Annotated in this window: 12 protein-coding genes and 1 pseudogene; 12 read left to right on the top strand and 1 reads right to left on the bottom strand. The window is 65.4% G+C overall.

The genetic code is table 11. The annotated features are described in order from the left end of the window. Positions 1–73 precede the first annotated feature (73 nt). The 8 genes from AC19YX_RS04960 to AC19YX_RS04925 all read left to right on the top strand — a co-directional run bounded on the left by AC19YX_RS04960 (position 74) and on the right by AC19YX_RS04925 (position 9064). On the top strand, positions 74–1624 hold the full coding sequence (locus AC19YX_RS04960; RefSeq protein ID WP_500605795.1) for an RNA-binding protein: 1551 nt from the start codon (positions 74–76) through the stop codon (positions 1622–1624). A gap of 730 nt (positions 1625–2354) precedes the next feature. Further along, positions 2355–3581, top strand: a complete 1227-nt coding sequence (locus tag AC19YX_RS04955) for an RtcB family protein (protein ID WP_078472722.1) — start codon at positions 2355–2357, stop codon at positions 3579–3581. Positions 3582–3585: 4 nt separating this feature from the next. Further along, on the top strand, positions 3586–4935 hold the full coding sequence (locus AC19YX_RS04950; RefSeq protein WP_500605794.1) for a PBS lyase: 1350 nt from the start codon (positions 3586–3588) through the stop codon (positions 4933–4935). A 13-nt stretch (positions 4936–4948) separates the two neighbouring features. Next, positions 4949–5590 (top strand): hypothetical protein, encoded by a 642-nt coding sequence (locus AC19YX_RS04945; protein WP_201130447.1) that lies wholly within the window; start codon positions 4949–4951, stop codon positions 5588–5590. Between the two features lie 12 nt (positions 5591–5602). Continuing rightward, positions 5603–6391, top strand: a complete 789-nt coding sequence (locus AC19YX_RS04940) for a nucleotidyltransferase domain-containing protein (protein ID WP_500605793.1) — start codon at positions 5603–5605, stop codon at positions 6389–6391. Between the two features lie 9 nt (positions 6392–6400). Further along, positions 6401–7429 (top strand): RNA 3'-terminal phosphate cyclase, encoded by a 1029-nt coding sequence (gene rtcA / locus AC19YX_RS04935; protein WP_078472717.1) that lies wholly within the window; start codon positions 6401–6403, stop codon positions 7427–7429. Between the two features lie 114 nt (positions 7430–7543). Further along, entirely contained in the window at positions 7544–8695 is a 1152-nt protein-coding gene (locus AC19YX_RS04930) for a M50 family metallopeptidase (RefSeq protein WP_500605792.1), read from the top strand. Positions 8696–8746: 51 nt separating this feature from the next. Then, complete coding sequence (locus AC19YX_RS04925; RefSeq protein WP_078472715.1) at positions 8747–9064, top strand: DUF3144 domain-containing protein; 318 nt, start codon at positions 8747–8749, stop codon at positions 9062–9064. Between the two features lie 10 nt (positions 9065–9074). Here the strand turns inward: AC19YX_RS04925 and qhpR are convergent, their stop codons facing one another. Next, complete coding sequence (gene qhpR / locus AC19YX_RS04920) at positions 9075–10130, bottom strand: AraC-like transcriptional regulator QhpR (protein WP_421547252.1); 1056 nt, start codon at positions 10128–10130, stop codon at positions 9075–9077. Between the two features lie 436 nt (positions 10131–10566). On the opposite strand from qhpR, the gene eat reads away from it, so the two are divergent. From eat to AC19YX_RS04900, 4 genes and pseudogenes are all read left to right on the top strand, one after another. Then, a complete protein-coding gene (gene eat / locus AC19YX_RS04915) occupies positions 10567–11922 on the top strand; it encodes an ethanolamine permease (protein WP_078472713.1) in 1356 nt (451 codons plus the stop codon). A gap of 15 nt (positions 11923–11937) precedes the next feature. After that, positions 11938–13329 (top strand): ethanolamine ammonia-lyase subunit EutB, encoded by a 1392-nt coding sequence (locus AC19YX_RS04910; RefSeq protein WP_421547251.1) that lies wholly within the window; start codon positions 11938–11940, stop codon positions 13327–13329. Between the two features lie 9 nt (positions 13330–13338). Next, entirely contained in the window at positions 13339–14163 is an 825-nt protein-coding gene (gene eutC, locus AC19YX_RS04905) for an ethanolamine ammonia-lyase subunit EutC (protein WP_201130453.1), read from the top strand. A gap of 6 nt (positions 14164–14169) precedes the next feature. Then, a pseudogene (locus AC19YX_RS04900) lies at positions 14170–14961 on the top strand (cache domain-containing protein); the annotation flags it as partial. Between the last annotated feature and the right edge of the window lie 102 nt (positions 14962–15063).

Below are 15063 nucleotides of genomic sequence, written 5' to 3'. Positions count from 1 at the left end.
CCAAGAAAACAAACCTGGCACGTGCTCTGCAACATCTCTAGCAACGAACGAGACAACAGAGCGAGACGCCAAGATGGCCAACTTCAAGCTGTTCAACAGCCAACCGGCAACCCTGCCAGCCTGCGACACCTTGAACGCGGCCCAGGCCCCGGCCTACGCCTACAGTGCCAAGCACAAGCTGGCGCAACTGGCAGTGACCGGTTGCCTGAACCAGACCTTTTACGCCTCGGCTGAAAGCCAACTGGCCGACGTGCTGCAACTGGTGGCCGAACTCGACAGCCGCTATGTGGCCAAGGCCGCGCTGTATGCCCGGCGCAAAGGGCACATGAAGGACATGCCGGCGCTGATGCTCTCGGCCCTGACCGCACAACGTTCGGCCCTGGTGCCGGAGCTGTTCGAGCAGGTGGTGGACAACGGCAAGATGCTGCGCAACTTCGTGCAGATCCTGCGCAGCGGGGCCACCGGGCGCAAATCCCTGGGCTCGCAACCCAAGCGGCTGGTGCAGAGCTGGTTGAACAGCGCCAGCGAATACCAGCTGTTGCAAGCCTCGGTGGGCAACCAGCCGTCGCTGGCGGATGTGGTGAAGATGGTTCACCCCAAACCCAAGGAAGCCTGGCGTGCAGCGTTTTTCGCCTGGCTGATCGGCAAGCCGGTGGATATTGCGGCGCTGCCGGAGCTGACCCGTTCGCTGCTGATGTTTCGCAGCGGGGCCAGCACACAGATACCGCAGGTGCCGTTTCAGTTGCTGAGCAACCAGACCCTGAGCCCGGAACAATGGGTGGCCCAGGCGCGGAACATGGGCTGGCAGGCGCTGCGCATGAACCTCAACACCCTGGCGCGCAACGGTGCGTTCCAGGTGGCCGGTTGCGCCGAGTATGTGGCGGCGCGCCTGGCGGATGCCGAGGCGGTGGCCAAGGCCCGGGTCTACCCGTACCAGTTGCTGGCGGCCTACCGCATGGCCGGCGACGATGTGCCGCTGGTGGTGCGCGAGGCGTTGCAGGATGCCCTCGAGCTGTCGCTGGCCAACGTGCCGGCGCTGCAAGGTGCAGTGGTGGTGTGCCCGGATGTCTCGGGTTCGATGCACAGCCCGGTCACCGGTTATCGTCCGGGAGCCAGCACGGCGGTGCGTTGCATCGATGTTGCGGCGCTGGTGGCGGCAGCGGTGCTGCGCAAGCAACCGACGGCGCGGGTGATGCCGTTTGAAGTGCAGGTGGTGGATATCTCGCTCAACCCTCGCGACAGCGTGATGAGCAATGCACAGAAACTGGCGGCCATCGGCGGTGGCGGGACCAACTGCTCGGCGCCCCTGGCCAGGCTGGCCGATACCAAGGCCAAGGTCGATACCCTGATCCTGGTCTCGGACAACGAGTCATGGATTGACGCCCGGCGCCGTGGTGCCAGCGCGACGATGCAGCAATGGGCGCGGATCAAGAAGATCAACCCGCAAGCGCGGCTGGTGTGCATCGATATGCAACCCGGCGCCACCACCCAGGCAGCGGACCGCGAGGATATCCTCAACGTCGGCGGCTTCAGTGATGCGGTGTTCGATGTGATCGCCCAGTTCACCGCCGGCCACTACGGTGCGCGGCACTGGGTCGAAGCGATCGAAGCGATGCAGCTCTGATCGTGGCAACAACAGTCGTCCGCCGCTGACCCGGCGGGCGCAACAGAAATTGATTTTCGGCGTGTGTGAATGCCGGCGGGACTACATTGACGGCGTCTCGCCAAACCCTTGTCACACGCACTGAAGGCACGAATGCCCGTGGCTGTACATCATGGATACGCCGGTTCGATTCCGGCTAATCAGTCACACCTTTTGTCGTGCCACCTATTTGCGGTTTTATGCGACGAATGCTTGTGGAACTACATCCCAGGTTCGTGATGCGGGTTCGACTCCCGCCGGTGGTTGAAAGACCGCCGTAGTTCAAGGGGCAGAACACCAACCACTGTTTCCACACACCCTTGTCGTCGCACCTTTTGACCCGCCTCGGCGGGAGGCAGCGAATGCCACAGGTACTCCATTGTGTCGCGGGTTCGAGCCCCGCCCCGGCAACGGGTAGCTCAGTCGGTAGAGCAAATGTGCCTGTCCCCTTGTCGCTGCCAGCAGGCCCAGGCTTGCAGGTTTTATCGATTGACCCGGCGAATGCCGGTGGAACTACAGAACAGCGTGGTAACGGGTTCGACTCCCGTGCGCCTCACGGCGCTAGCTCAACGGTAGAGCGTGCTGCAATGTTTCACCTGACCCTTGTCGCCGTTTATGCGGGCTTCGGCTTGCAGTGGTTTGCCTGACTGATTGAACGAAGCGTCTGAAAAATTTGTGCCGGATCGCCGGCCCACGGAAAAGAGTCGAGAACATGGAACACAAAACCTATCAATTGCTGGAAGTGGCCAACGGTAAGCCGATCAAGATGTGGACCCAGGGCGTGCCTGTGGAAAGCGAAGCCAAGCAGCAATTGATGAACACCGCGCAGATGCCGTTCATCTTCAAGCACCTGGCGGTGATGCCCGATGTGCACCTGGGTAAGGGGTCGACCATTGGTAGCGTGATCCCGACCCAGGGCGCGATCATCCCGGCGGCGGTCGGGGTCGATATCGGTTGCGGAATGATTGCCGCGCGCACCTCGCTGACCGCCGCCGACCTGCCGGATAACCTGCTGGGTCTGCGTAGCGCCATCGAGCAGGCCGTGCCCCATGGCCGGACCTCGCCCCGCAGCGGCCGCGATAAAGGCGCCTGGGGGGAGATTCCGCAGCAGGCCGACCAGGCCTGGGCGGCGCTGGATCCACGGTTCAAGGCCATCACCGACAAGTACCCGGCGCTGGCCAACAGCAACAACCGCAAGCACCTGGGAACCCTGGGGGGTGGTAACCACTTCATCGAGGTGTGCCTGGATGAGGCGAACCGGGTCTGGTTTATGCTGCACAGCGGTTCCCGTGGGGTCGGGAATGCCATCGGTAACCTGTTTATCCACCTGGCCCAGGCCGATATGCGCCAACATATCGCCAACTTGCCGGACCGTGACCTGGCGTACTTCGAGGAAGGCAGCCAGCACTTCGACGACTATGTCGAGGCCGTGGGTTGGGCTCAGGATTTCGCCCGGCAAAACCGCGAGCTGATGATGCTGGCGGTGATCAAGGCGACGCGCCAGGTGATCAGCAAGCCGTTCGAGGTGGCGCTGGAGGCGGTCAACTGCCACCACAACTACGTGCAGAAAGAGCGGCACTTTGGTGAAGAGGTGCTGGTGACCCGCAAGGGCGCGGTGTCGGCGAAGAAGGGCGAACTGGGGATCATTCCAGGGTCCATGGGGGCCAAGAGTTTCATTGTGCGTGGCCTGGGTAACGAGGACGCCTTTTGCTCGTGCAGCCACGGTGCCGGTCGCACCATGAGCCGGACCCGGGCCAAGAACACTTTCACCCTCGAGGACCAGATCCGCGCCACGGCCCATGTGGAGTGCCGCAAGGACGCCGATGTAATTGATGAAATACCGATGGCCTACAAGGACATCGATCAAGTCATGCACGCCCAGCGCGAGCTGGTGGAAGTGCTGCACACCTTGCGTCAGGTGGTGTGCGTCAAGGGATAAGAACATGGATTGCATCACCCAACTCAAGCAGCTGCGCAGCCAGTCATGGCAGCAGCGGCCCTATGAAGCCGATCAGCTCGACGAACTGATCGCCGCGCTGCAAGGCCCGGACGATCACCAGGGCTGGAGTGCCCTGAGTCAGTTCCGTTGGGGGTATGTGCGGGAAGTGGCGGTCCGGGCCCTGGGCCAGCGGCCCTCGGCCCAGGCTCTGGCGGCGTTGCTGCTGCGCCTCAATGACTGGGTGCCGCAGGTTCGGCAACTGGCCGCAGCGGCGGTCGAGCCCTACCTGCGCCGGGAGTACGTCGGCCTGCTGTTGCAGGCGCTGGGGCCGTTGATCGCCCTGGGCGACAAGCAGCGGGTGGATCACCTGGCGACCCTGACGGCGGCGCGTGCAGTGCTTCAGGCGCCCGAGGTGCGGGCCGAGGTCGAAGCGGCGTTCGTCAGCCTGCAAGGCAAGCCGGCGCGCTTTTTGTTCGGCTTGCTGCACGAGGCCACGGCGCAACCTGAGGTGCTGATCCGTCGGGCCCTGGTCCACCGCGACATGATGGTGCGGCAATTGGCGGTGGAAGCCTGCGCGGCATTGACCCTGGAGCAGGCCGTGCCGTTGCTGGAGTTCGCCCTGCACACCCGGGGCGCCAGTGTCCGGGTCAAGGCCCTGCGCCGGTTGCTCGGTTTGGTGCAGGCGCCGCAGGCGTACCTGCAACGAGCCCTGCTGGATGATTCGGCAGCCATGCGGTGCCTGGCCCGCTGGGCGGCGCCGCAATGGCAGGTGGAGGCGCGCCAAGTGTTGCTGGTACGGCTGGCCCTGCCGGCGCCGGCTTCGCGCCGTGAATGGCTGGGGCTGGCGGGCCTGGCCCGGGAGCTGAATGAGCCGGCGGCCGAGCCGCTGCTGTGCCTGGCCCTGCAATCGCCCTTGGCGTCGGTGCGTCTGCAAGCGCTGGAGGCCCTGGGCGAGCGCGGCCTGGAGCAGCAGCTGGCAGCCTTGGACGATGAGTCGGACAAGGTCTTCACGCGGGCGGTGGAGCTGTTGCGCGAACAACCCTGGCGGGACCTCGACGAGCCGCTGCGCCAGCGCCTGGATGCGGGCTGGCAAGGGTTGCCGGCACAACGCCGGGCGGCCCTGATGACGCTGTGGCCCCGGGGTTATCAGTTGCAGTACCTGCTGCAGCGTCATGCCCGGGCCGGTGCGGATCAGGCCTATTGGTTGACCTGTGTCCAGGGCTGGTGCCGGGGCCGTGTCACCCTGGCCGACGCGCATACGCCCAAGGCGTTGCGCGAGGCGTTGCTGCAACAACTGCAGACAATGGAAGAGGCCGCTGAACTGAGCCCCGGCACGGTCAGCCGCCTGCGTTAGAAAAGGATTGAGCGTGATCAGACAGACAACCCTGCTGCAGGGCATCGAGCAGGCCCATTGCGCCTCGCTGCGAAATCGCATGGACGCGGCCGGTTGCGTCTTCGAGTTCGTGCTGCTGGCGCCCGAGGCCGAAACCCGGGTGGACGAGGCCCTGCATCGCCAGGCCTTGCAGCAGTTGCATGAGCACCTGATGCACGGCCAGTTGGAGTGGCACCGGGCCTTGATCCAGAACCCGGAATACGCTCATCGTCCGCCGCCCAGCATGACCTGGGAACAGCATCGGGCCCAGGCCACGCCCCTGGCGGCGGAGCAGGTGCAGCGTTTGTTGCGGGTCGAGGAGGCGCCCCAGGAACCGCTGGAGCTCTACCACGGCTTTCGCCGGCCGCCCTATGGCACCCGATTCAAGGGTGGGGAAGAGGAGGCCCGGGCACTGTTTCACGAGTGGTGCAACCTGCTGGGCCTGGAAGCCGCAGAGGGGGTGCAGGTGATCAATTGGGTCGACGGCTTTGTCCTCGACTGGCAGGACGGCGACGACAACCCGCCCTGGAGCGACTATTTCGCCAGCGGCCTGGAGTGGTGGGGGATCTGGTGCATGACGGTGTGGAACCCTCGGCGCCGGACCCTCAGTGCCCTGGTCGCCAGTGCGACTGATTAAAGGAAGAGCAACATGGATTTCGAACAGCGCCACCCCCTCGACGCCGCGATGCGCGAGCGGGTGCTACAAGAGCTGGAACGCATCGAGCGCGAGCGCAACGTCAAGGTGCTGTACGCCTGTGAATCGGGCAGCCGCGCCTGGGGTTTTGCCTCCACCGACAGCGACTATGACGTGCGTTTTGTGTACGTGGAAAAGCCCGAGTGGTTTATCCAGGTCGACACCCCGCGGGACGTGATCGAACGCCCCCTGGACGACGAACTGGACGTCAGCGGCTGGGAGCTGCGCAAGACCCTCGGGCTGTTGCGCAAGTCCAACCCGACCCTGCTCGAATGGCTTGACTCGCCCCTGGTGTACCGCAGCGAAAGCGTCGCCACCCTGCGCCTGCGGGAGTTGGCCGAAGCCTTCTACAGCCCGCCGGCGGCCCGCAGCCACTACCTGTCGATGGCCAGGAAGAATTTTCGCGGCTACCTGCAAGGCGACAGCGTGCGCCTGAAAAAGTACTTCTACGTGCTGCGGCCGTTGCTCGCCGTGCGCTGGATCGACCAGGGCCGTGGCCGGCCGCCGATGACCTTCGACGACCTGCTGGGCACCGTCGACGATCTGGCGCTGCTGGCGGAAGTGGCCGAGCTGCTGGTGCTCAAGCGCAACGCCGATGAGGCCACCTATGGCCCACGACGCCCAGTCCTGCATCGGTTTATCGAAACGGAATTGGCGCGTGCGGTGCCCAAGCTGCCCCGCACCCAAGAAGACAACAGCGTGCTGGATGCCTACCTGAGACAGATGGTTGGCCACTACGCCTGAGGAATGGTGATGAAACAGGATGTGATTGAAATAGACGGCGCCATCGGCGGCGGGCAGGTATTGCGCAGCGCCTTGAGCTTGTCGATGGTGACCGGTCGTGGGCTGCGGATTAAGAATATTCGCGCCAGGCGCAGCAAGCCGGGGCTGTTGCGTCAGCACCTGACCTCGGTGCTGGCGGCGGCCGAGGTGTGCCAGGCCCGGGTCGAAGGGGCCGAGCTGGGTTCGCAGCAGTTGACGTTCGAACCCGGGGCGATTCGCGGTGGCGACTACCGCTTCGCCATCGGCAGCGCCGGCAGCTGCACCCTGGTGTTGCAGACCTTGCTGCCGGCCTTGCTCCATGCGTCGCAACCCAGCCGGGTGACCATCAGCGGCGGCACCCACAACCCGATGGCGCCTCCCAGCGATACCCTGGAGCGGGCCTGGCTGCCGCTGCTGCGGCGCATGGGCGCGCAGGTCGAGCTGCAACTGCTGCGGCACGGTTTTGTGCCCGCGGGCGGTGGCGAACTGACCCTGTTCGTCCAGCCTTCGTCGTTGCAGCCTTTGCACCTGCCCCAGCGTGGAAAGCTGCTTGAGCAACGGGCCACGGCCTTGATTGCCGGCGTGCCGTGGCGCGTGGCCGAGCGCGAGCTGGATCGGGTCGCCAAGCGCCTGGGGTTCGCTGCCGAGCAGTTGCAGGTGAGCCAGATCGACCAGGAGCACGGCCCCGGCAATGTGCTGTTGCTGGAGTTCGCCTTTGAGCACCTGACTGAGGTCTTCAGTGCTTTTGGCCAGACCAGCGTGCGCGCCGAGACCGTGGCGGACCGGGTCGTCGACCAGGCTCGCGAATGGCTGCACAGCGAAGCGGCCGTGGCCGAACACCTGGCCGACCAGTTGCTGCTGCCGATGGCCCTGGCCGGGGGTGGCAGCTTTACCACGCCGCGCATGAGCGATCATCTGCGCAGCAACCTGGCCGTGATCGAGCGCTTTTTGCCGGTGCGCATCGAATGCCGGCAGCAGGCCGAAAACCTGTTGCTGGTGGAGTGCCAGCCCAGCGCCTGATTGCACCGCCTGCGTCGCAGGCGGCCGCGGCAATCGGCGCTTGAATCGCCAGGGCGGAAACTGGCAGGCTGCGCGCCTGGATGACCATTGGCTTCACACTCAAGGACGCGCGCGATGCAAGGCAGCAAGGGGCTCAAGGCCCTGAACAGAGTGCTCAATCTCCTGCAGCGCCTGATATCGATCAGTGGCTGGTTTATCGCCGCGCTGATCCTGGGCTTCGGCATAAAGTCCGGGCTGCAGCCGTTCCTGGCCATGGCCCTGGCCACTGTGCTGGGGATCATCGGTCTGGTGGTGCATGAGGGCGGGCATTACCTGGGGGCCCGGCTGGCGGGAATGCCGGTGTTGCTGGTGCGTATCGCGGCGCTGGAGATACAGGTGCAGCGGCGTGGCTGGCGGGTGCGCTGGTCACCTCAGCTCAAGCGCAATCGCCTGGGCGGCTATGTCATTCCGGCGACCAATCCGCAGCGTCCCTGGCGCTCGCAGTGGATGCTGGTGGCCGTGATGGGGCCGCTATCGAATCTGGTGGTCGGGCTGCTGGCCCTGGGGTTGGGCTTGTACGCATCCTCGGTGGTTGGGGCGATGTGCCTCGCGTTCGCCGCCATCAACCTCAGCATGGGCCTGGCGAATCTGCTGCCGTCGTGGCACGTGATGCCCAGCGACGGCATGCTCCTGATCGCCTGGTATCGGCATCGCGATGACCAGAGTGCGGCATTGGCCCAGGCGCGCCTCACCGCCTTGACGGTAGCCGGGGTGCCCAGCGGGCAACTGCCGGTGGCCGATCTTCAGTTGCTGGACCAGGGCGCCATGCCCGAACCTTTGATGGCCTTCAGCTACCGGCTAAATGCCGCGCAGGATCGCGGCGACTGGCCAGGGGCGGCGCAGATGAGCCAGGAGCTGGACGGGTTGCTCAAGGCCCGGGCCGGGCAATTGCACGGCATGAGCGCCTTGATCGAGTTATTGCGCGCCGAGTTGGCCTTTTGCCAAGCCAGCGAGCAGCAGGATGCGACACCCTTGAATGACAGCGGCCTGAGCGCCGATGCCGATTGGTACGCGCCCTGGCTGCGCCCACGTTGCCAGGCCTTGCGCGCGCTGCTTGAGGGGCGCCCGCAACAGGCCGAGGCCTATCTTGCGCAGGCGCAGCAGGCGGCGGATAACAGCCCGGTGCTGTCCCAGGGCCACAGTGAGCGGCTGCTGGCCGCCAGCCTGCGCCAGTTGTCAGCGGGCACCTGCGCAGCGTCCGAGAAAGCCCTCGGCCTCGGGCGCTAAACCTCTTTATACTGGCGCGCTTTTTTCCGCCCATTGATGAGGAACGCCCCTATGACTGACGAAGCGGCCAACCAGACGGCTAACGAAACGGATCAGGATTTCTACAACCGCGCGGACGCCATTATCGAACTGGCCAACACCCAGATCGCCGACAGCAGCCGTGGCAAGACCAGCGCTTCACTGATGTACGCCAACTCGCGTTTCAGTGCCTGGGTCAGCGCCTGCGGGTGCCGCAATGCCGAGGAACTGGCGGCGGCCAAGCAGCAGGCGGTGGATTATTTCGTCGAGGAATTCCGCTTGATGATGGAAGAGAACCTGACCGACTACATCGAGAACTTCGACCGCTACATGACCCGCCAGGACCACTGACAGCCCAGTGTCAGGCGTGGGCCGCGCTGCGCCACTGCTTGGGGCTGAGGCCGAACCAGCGCTTGAACGCCCGTGAGAAGGCGCTGGTTTCCGAATAGCCGAGTAGGGAGGCGAGCTGGGTCACGCTGAGGTTCTGTTGTTGCAGGTGGTTCATCGCCGACTCCTGGCGGATCTGGTCCACCAGTTGGGTGAAGCTCAGGCCGCAGTCGCGCAGCTTGCGCTGCAAGGTCCACTCCGACAGCTCCAGGCGCCGGGCCAGTTCATCCAGTGACGGTTCCCCCAGGTGCAGGGTGGCGAGGATCGCCTGGCGCGCCTGATCCAGCAGGCTGACCTCGCGCCCGCCGTCACCCAGCTGGCGAATTGCATCCTTGATCAGCATCAGCAGCATCGGGTCGCTGCCGGGCATGGCCTTGGCGTACAGCTCGTGCTTGGGAATCAGCACCGAGTTGCAGGCCTGGCCAAAGCGCACATCGCTGCGAAAGGCCTCGCGGTGCTCGTGCCAGTCCTGGGGCTTGGCATGTTCGAAGCACACCTCGCGCGGCGCCCAGTCCGCCCCCAGCACATGACGCACCAGGTTGGTGGCCATGCCCATGGTCAATTCGGCGTCCTGGCGCCGTTCGCTGATGGCGCCGTGGCGCACCTGATAGTCAAAGCGGTAACAGTCGCCCTGGTCCACCAGCTGGATCAGGGTGCTGTGCTGGTGAAAGGGGAAGGCGGCGGCGAAGTTGACCAGGGCCTCTTCCAGGGTCGCCGAGCACAGGCCGATATAGCCCAGCAGGCCCAGGGCCTGGGGCTGGAACTGCTGGCCATAGCGCAGGCCGAAGTTGTCGCACTCGGTTTGCCGGGCGGCTTCTTCCAGCACCCGGCAGTAGTTGGGCAACGGCAGGCTCAGGGTCGGGTGCAATAGTTGCTCGGGGTCGATCCCCGAGCGGCCGAAGACCCGGTCCAGGTCCCCGCCATGCTGCACGATAAAGCCGTCCAGGCCATTGGCAGCGGCCGACAAGACTCCACGATTGCTGGTGCCCGAGGCGTTCAACGGTGAGGGCGAAAGCAGGCTCTGGAACATGGAGATGAAGGACCGTCATGGTGTGTATGAAAATAATTCAAGCAATTGTCATACCTTGTTACGTCTGACGTTGCGCTACCGCAGTCCGCCCAGGGCAGGCGCTGCTTGAGCGCAAGGGTTGCGGGCGGTTGCTGCGAGGCATAGGTGCTCGGGCTGGGCCGGTCCGGTGCACAGCGCTTTGCTACTTCGCGACTCAATGGCGCCCAGGCTCCCGGGGCCCGGTTGGGGTGATCGGTGGCAGCGCACAGGGGGCGTCGGTGACCTGATTTGAGGCGCTGTGCCAGATTCGTGCGCCGCCGTGCAGCATCAGGCAGCACGCCGCTGAAAACTTGACCGCAGACGACAAAAGCGGCGTTCCCGGGTCAAGCCTTGGCGCCGTCGCTGTGACTATTCTCGACTCCAGGCAAATACCGTCGCTTGGCTTCCGGGGTGCACGATCATGACCGTTACACAACTCAAACCTACATTGGGCACCCTGCATCTGTGGGGGCTGGCCGTCGGCCTGGTGATTTCCGGCGAGTACTTCGGCTGGAGTTACGGCTGGGGCACGGCGGGCACCTTGGGCTTTCTGGTCACCACACTGATGGTGGCGGTGATGTACACCTGCTTTATCTTCAGCTTCACCGAACTGACCACCGCCATTCCCAACGCCGGCGGCCCGTTCGCCTACAGCCTGCGAGCATTCGGCGTCACCGGCGGGATGATTGCCGGCCTGGCAACACTCATCGAATTCGTCTTTGCGCCACCGGCCATTGCCATGGCCATCGGCGCCTACCTGAATGTGCAATACCCGACCCTGGACCCGAAGGTGGCGGCGATTGGCGCCTACTTCGTGTTCATGACCCTGAACATTCTCGGGGTGAGCATCGCCGCGACCTTCGAACTGGTGGTCACGGTGCTGGCCGTGGCCGAGTTGCTGGTATTCATGGGCGTGGTTGCACCAGGTTTCAGCTTCAGTAACTTCGTGCTCGGCGGCTGGTCCGGCTCCGATACCTTCGGCCTGCCGGCGATCAGCGGCATGTTCGCGGCGATCCCCTTTGCCATCTGGTTCTTTCTCGCCATCGAAGGCGCGGCCATGGCCGCCGAAGAAGCCAAGGACCCCAAACGCACGATTCCCCGGGCCTATGTGGCGGGCATCCTGACCCTGGTGGTTCTGGCCATTGGCGTGATGATCTTTGCCGGCGGCGTCGGCGACTGGCGGACCCTGGCCAACATCAACGACCCGCTGCCCCAGGCCATGAAAGCGGTGGTCGGCAACAATTCGAACTGGATGCACATGCTGGTGTGGATCGGCCTGTTCGGCCTGGTGGCGAGTTTCCACGGGATCATCCTCGGCTACTCGCGGCAGTTCTTTGCCCTGGCCCGGGCCGGTTTCCTGCCGGCGAGCCTGGCCAAGCTCTCGCGTTTCCAGACCCCGCACCGGGCGATCATCGCCGGCGGCGTGGTGGGCATCGCGGCGATCCTCAGCGATGGCCTGGTCAACCTGCAAGGCATGACCCTGACCGCCGCCATGATCACCATGTCGGTGTTCGGCGCGATCGTGATGTACATCGTCAGCATGCTCAGCCTGTTCAAGCTGCGTAAGAGCGAGCCCAACCTGGAGCGCACCTTCCGCGCCCCGGGCTACCCGGTGGTGCCGGCGATTGCCCTGGTGCTGGCGGTGGTCTGCCTGGTGGCGATGGTCTGGTTCAACCCGCTGATCTGCGCGATCTTCCTGTGCCTGATGGCACTGGGTGCGCTGTTCTGCAAAGTGGTGCGCGCTCGCGGTGCGGTCGCGCTGCCGGCGGCCTGATAACGGAGGTCCTGTATGAGCTTCGCCCACAGCATCGGTGGCATGACCTGGCGTTTCGAGCACCTGCGCGAGCTGATGGCCAAGGCCACGCCCGCGCGCTCCGGGGATTTCCTGGCCGGGGTCGCGGCCGCCAGCGACGCCGAACGGGCGGCGGCGCAGATGGCCCTGGCCGATGTGCCGCTCAAGCGCTTTCTCAACGAGGCGCTGATCCCCTACGAAAGCGATGAAGTGACCCGGCTGATCATGGACAGCCATGACCTGGCGGCCTTTGTCCCGGTCAGCCACCTGACCGTGGGCGGCTTTCGCGACTGGCTGCTGGGGGACGAGGCCACCGAGGCCAGCCTCCGGGCCCTGGCCCCGGGTCTGACCCCGGAAATGGCCGCCGCGGTGTCGAAGATCATGCGTGTGCAGGACCTGGTGCTGGTGGCGCAGAAGATCCGTGTGGTCACGCGCTTTCGCAACACCGTGGGCCTGCGTGGGCGGATGTCGACCCGCCTGCAACCCAACCATCCCACCGACGACCCGGCGGGCATCGCCGCCAGCGTGCTCGACGGCCTGCTGTACGGCAACGGCGACGCCATGATCGGCATCAACCCGGCCACCGACAGCATCAGCGCCATCAGCGAATTGCTGAAGATGCTCGACGGGGTCATCCGCCATTACGAGATTCCCACCCAGTCCTGCGTGCTGACCCACGTCACTTCGTCGGTGGCGGCCATCGAGAAAGGCGTGCCCCTGGACCTGGTGTTCCAGTCCATCGCCGGCACCGAAGCGGCCAACAGCAGCTTCGGCATCAGCCTGGAAATCCTGCGTGAAGGCCACGAGGCCGGCTTGAGCCTGAATCGCGGGACCCTGGGCAACAACCTGATGTACTTCGAGACCGGGCAGGGCAGTGCGCTGTCGGCCAACGCCCATCACGGCGTCGACCAGCAGACCTGCGAAACCCGGGCCTACGCCGTGGCCCGGCATTTCAACCCGTTCCTGGTCAACACCGTGGTCGGTTTTATCGGCCCCGAGTACCTGTACAACGGCAAGCAGATCCTGCGCGCAGGCCTGGAGGATCACTTCTGCGGCAAGCTGCTGGGCGTGCCCATGGGCTGCGACATCTGCTACACCAACCACGCCGAAGCCGACCAGGACGATATGGACACCCTGCTGACCCTGCTGGGGGTGGCCGGGATCAACTTCATCATGGGCATCCCCGGTTCCGACGACATCATGCTCAATTACCAGACCACGTCCTTCCACGACGCCCTGTACGCGCGCAAGACCCTGGGCCTGCGCACGGCCCCGGAGTTCGAGGCGTGGCTGGCGCGCATGGACATCCTGCGCCACGACGACAGCGGCCTGCATCTGGGCCAGGGCGTGCCGCCGCTGTTCCGTCAGGCCCTGGCGCGACTCACTTAAGGAGCGGCCATGAGTGCCCGCGATACCTCACCGGCCCACGGCAGCGCCTGGCGTCAATTGCGCGGCCTGACCTCGGCGCGCATTGCCCTGGGCCATGCCGGCACCAGCCTGCCCACCGGGGCCCAGCTGGATTTCCAGTTCGCCCACGCCCAGGCCCGGGACGCGGTGCACCTGCCGTTCGAGCCCGGGGTCCTGGCCGAGCGCCTGGCGGCCCGCCAGCGCGAGACCCTGAGTGTGCATAGCTCGGCGCCCGACCGGCATATCTACCTGCAACGGCCGGACCTCGGGCGGCGCCTGTCCACGGCGTCGGCCGGGCAACTGCGCGAATGGGGACAGGCCCATCCCCAGGGGTTCGATCTGGCGCTGGTGGTGGCCGATGGCTTGTCCTCACTGGCGGTGCAGCGCCACAGCCTGCCCATGCTGGAACGCATCGATGAACTGGCCGCCGCCGAAGGCTGGAGCCTGGCGCCGGTGGTGCTGGTGCAGCAGGGGCGGGTGGCGGTGGCCGATGAAGTGGCCGAACTGCTGGGGGCGCGGATGGTGGTGATCCTGATCGGCGAACGCCCCGGCCTCAGCTCGCCGGACAGCCTGGGCCTGTATTTCACCTTCGCCCCGCGCGTGGGCCTGAACGACGCCGCGCGCAACTGCATTTCCAATGTGCGCCTGGAGGGCATGAGCTACGCCATGGCCGCCTACAAACTGCTGTACCTGATGCGCGAGGCCTGGCGCCGGCAGTTGTCCGGGGTCAACCTCAAGGACGAGGCGCCGGTACGCAGCCTGGACACGGCGGACCAGGGCCGGGGCAATTTCCTGCTGGGGGCGCCGATGCCCTGAACGGTAATGCCTTTGACTTTGATTGATGTCAATGTGACATTGTTTGTGGCGTGTCAGAGGCGCTTTTTTTCATTCGCACCTCCCGGCTTTGGCCAGGGGCTGCGCCTGCCGCTTCCAGTGCCGCGACCTGGGCCCCACGCCCGGCTGCCACGCGGCCGACATCGATCCAGAGCCTTTTACCCGGAGTTCACCATGGCCTTGCTACCCGTTCGTCTGTCTCAGCGTTTGACCTTGGGCAGCCTGATGCTGTTGTTGTGCACGGCCCTGGCGGTCTTTGCGGTGATGACCCTGCGCGGCCAGCCCCGGGTGGTGGCCGCCAGCTCGGCGCTGATCGAGCAGACCGGCAGCGCCATCGTCCGCCAGCTGGCCTTGCAACTGGCGGGCATCGAAGGCGTGACCGCGAGCATGGCGCACCTGGTGGAAGGGCTGCCCAGGGAGGCGCCGCTGTACATGGGCACCTTGCCCAATGTGATTGACCACCAGGGCGACAAGGCGATTGCCGGCGGCGGGATCTGGCCGGAGCCGGGGGCCTTCAGCGCCGGGGTCGAGCGCCGCAGTTTCTTCTGGGCCCGCAGCGATGCCGGGCAACTGGTGTATTCCGATGACTACAACGCCGCCAGCAGCCCGGCCTATCAGCAGGAGGCCTGGTACAGCAGCGCGCGCAACAGTGCCCTGGGGCGCTGCCTGTGGTCCGAGGCCTATCAGGACCCGGTGACCCACGTGCCGATGACCACTTGCAGTGTGCCGTATCGCCAGGGCGGGGCGTTCGCCGGGGTGGCCACGGTGGATTTGCGCCTGGAAGACCTGGCGCGCTTTCTCAAGGAGCAGGGCGCGGTCACCGGCGGCTACGCCTTTGCTGTGGATCAGGCGGGCAACGTGCTGTATTTCCCCGATGCGCCG

The organism is Pseudomonas sp. MF09150 (assembly GCF_059862355.1).
This window is presented reverse-complemented; position numbering and strand designations above follow the sequence as displayed.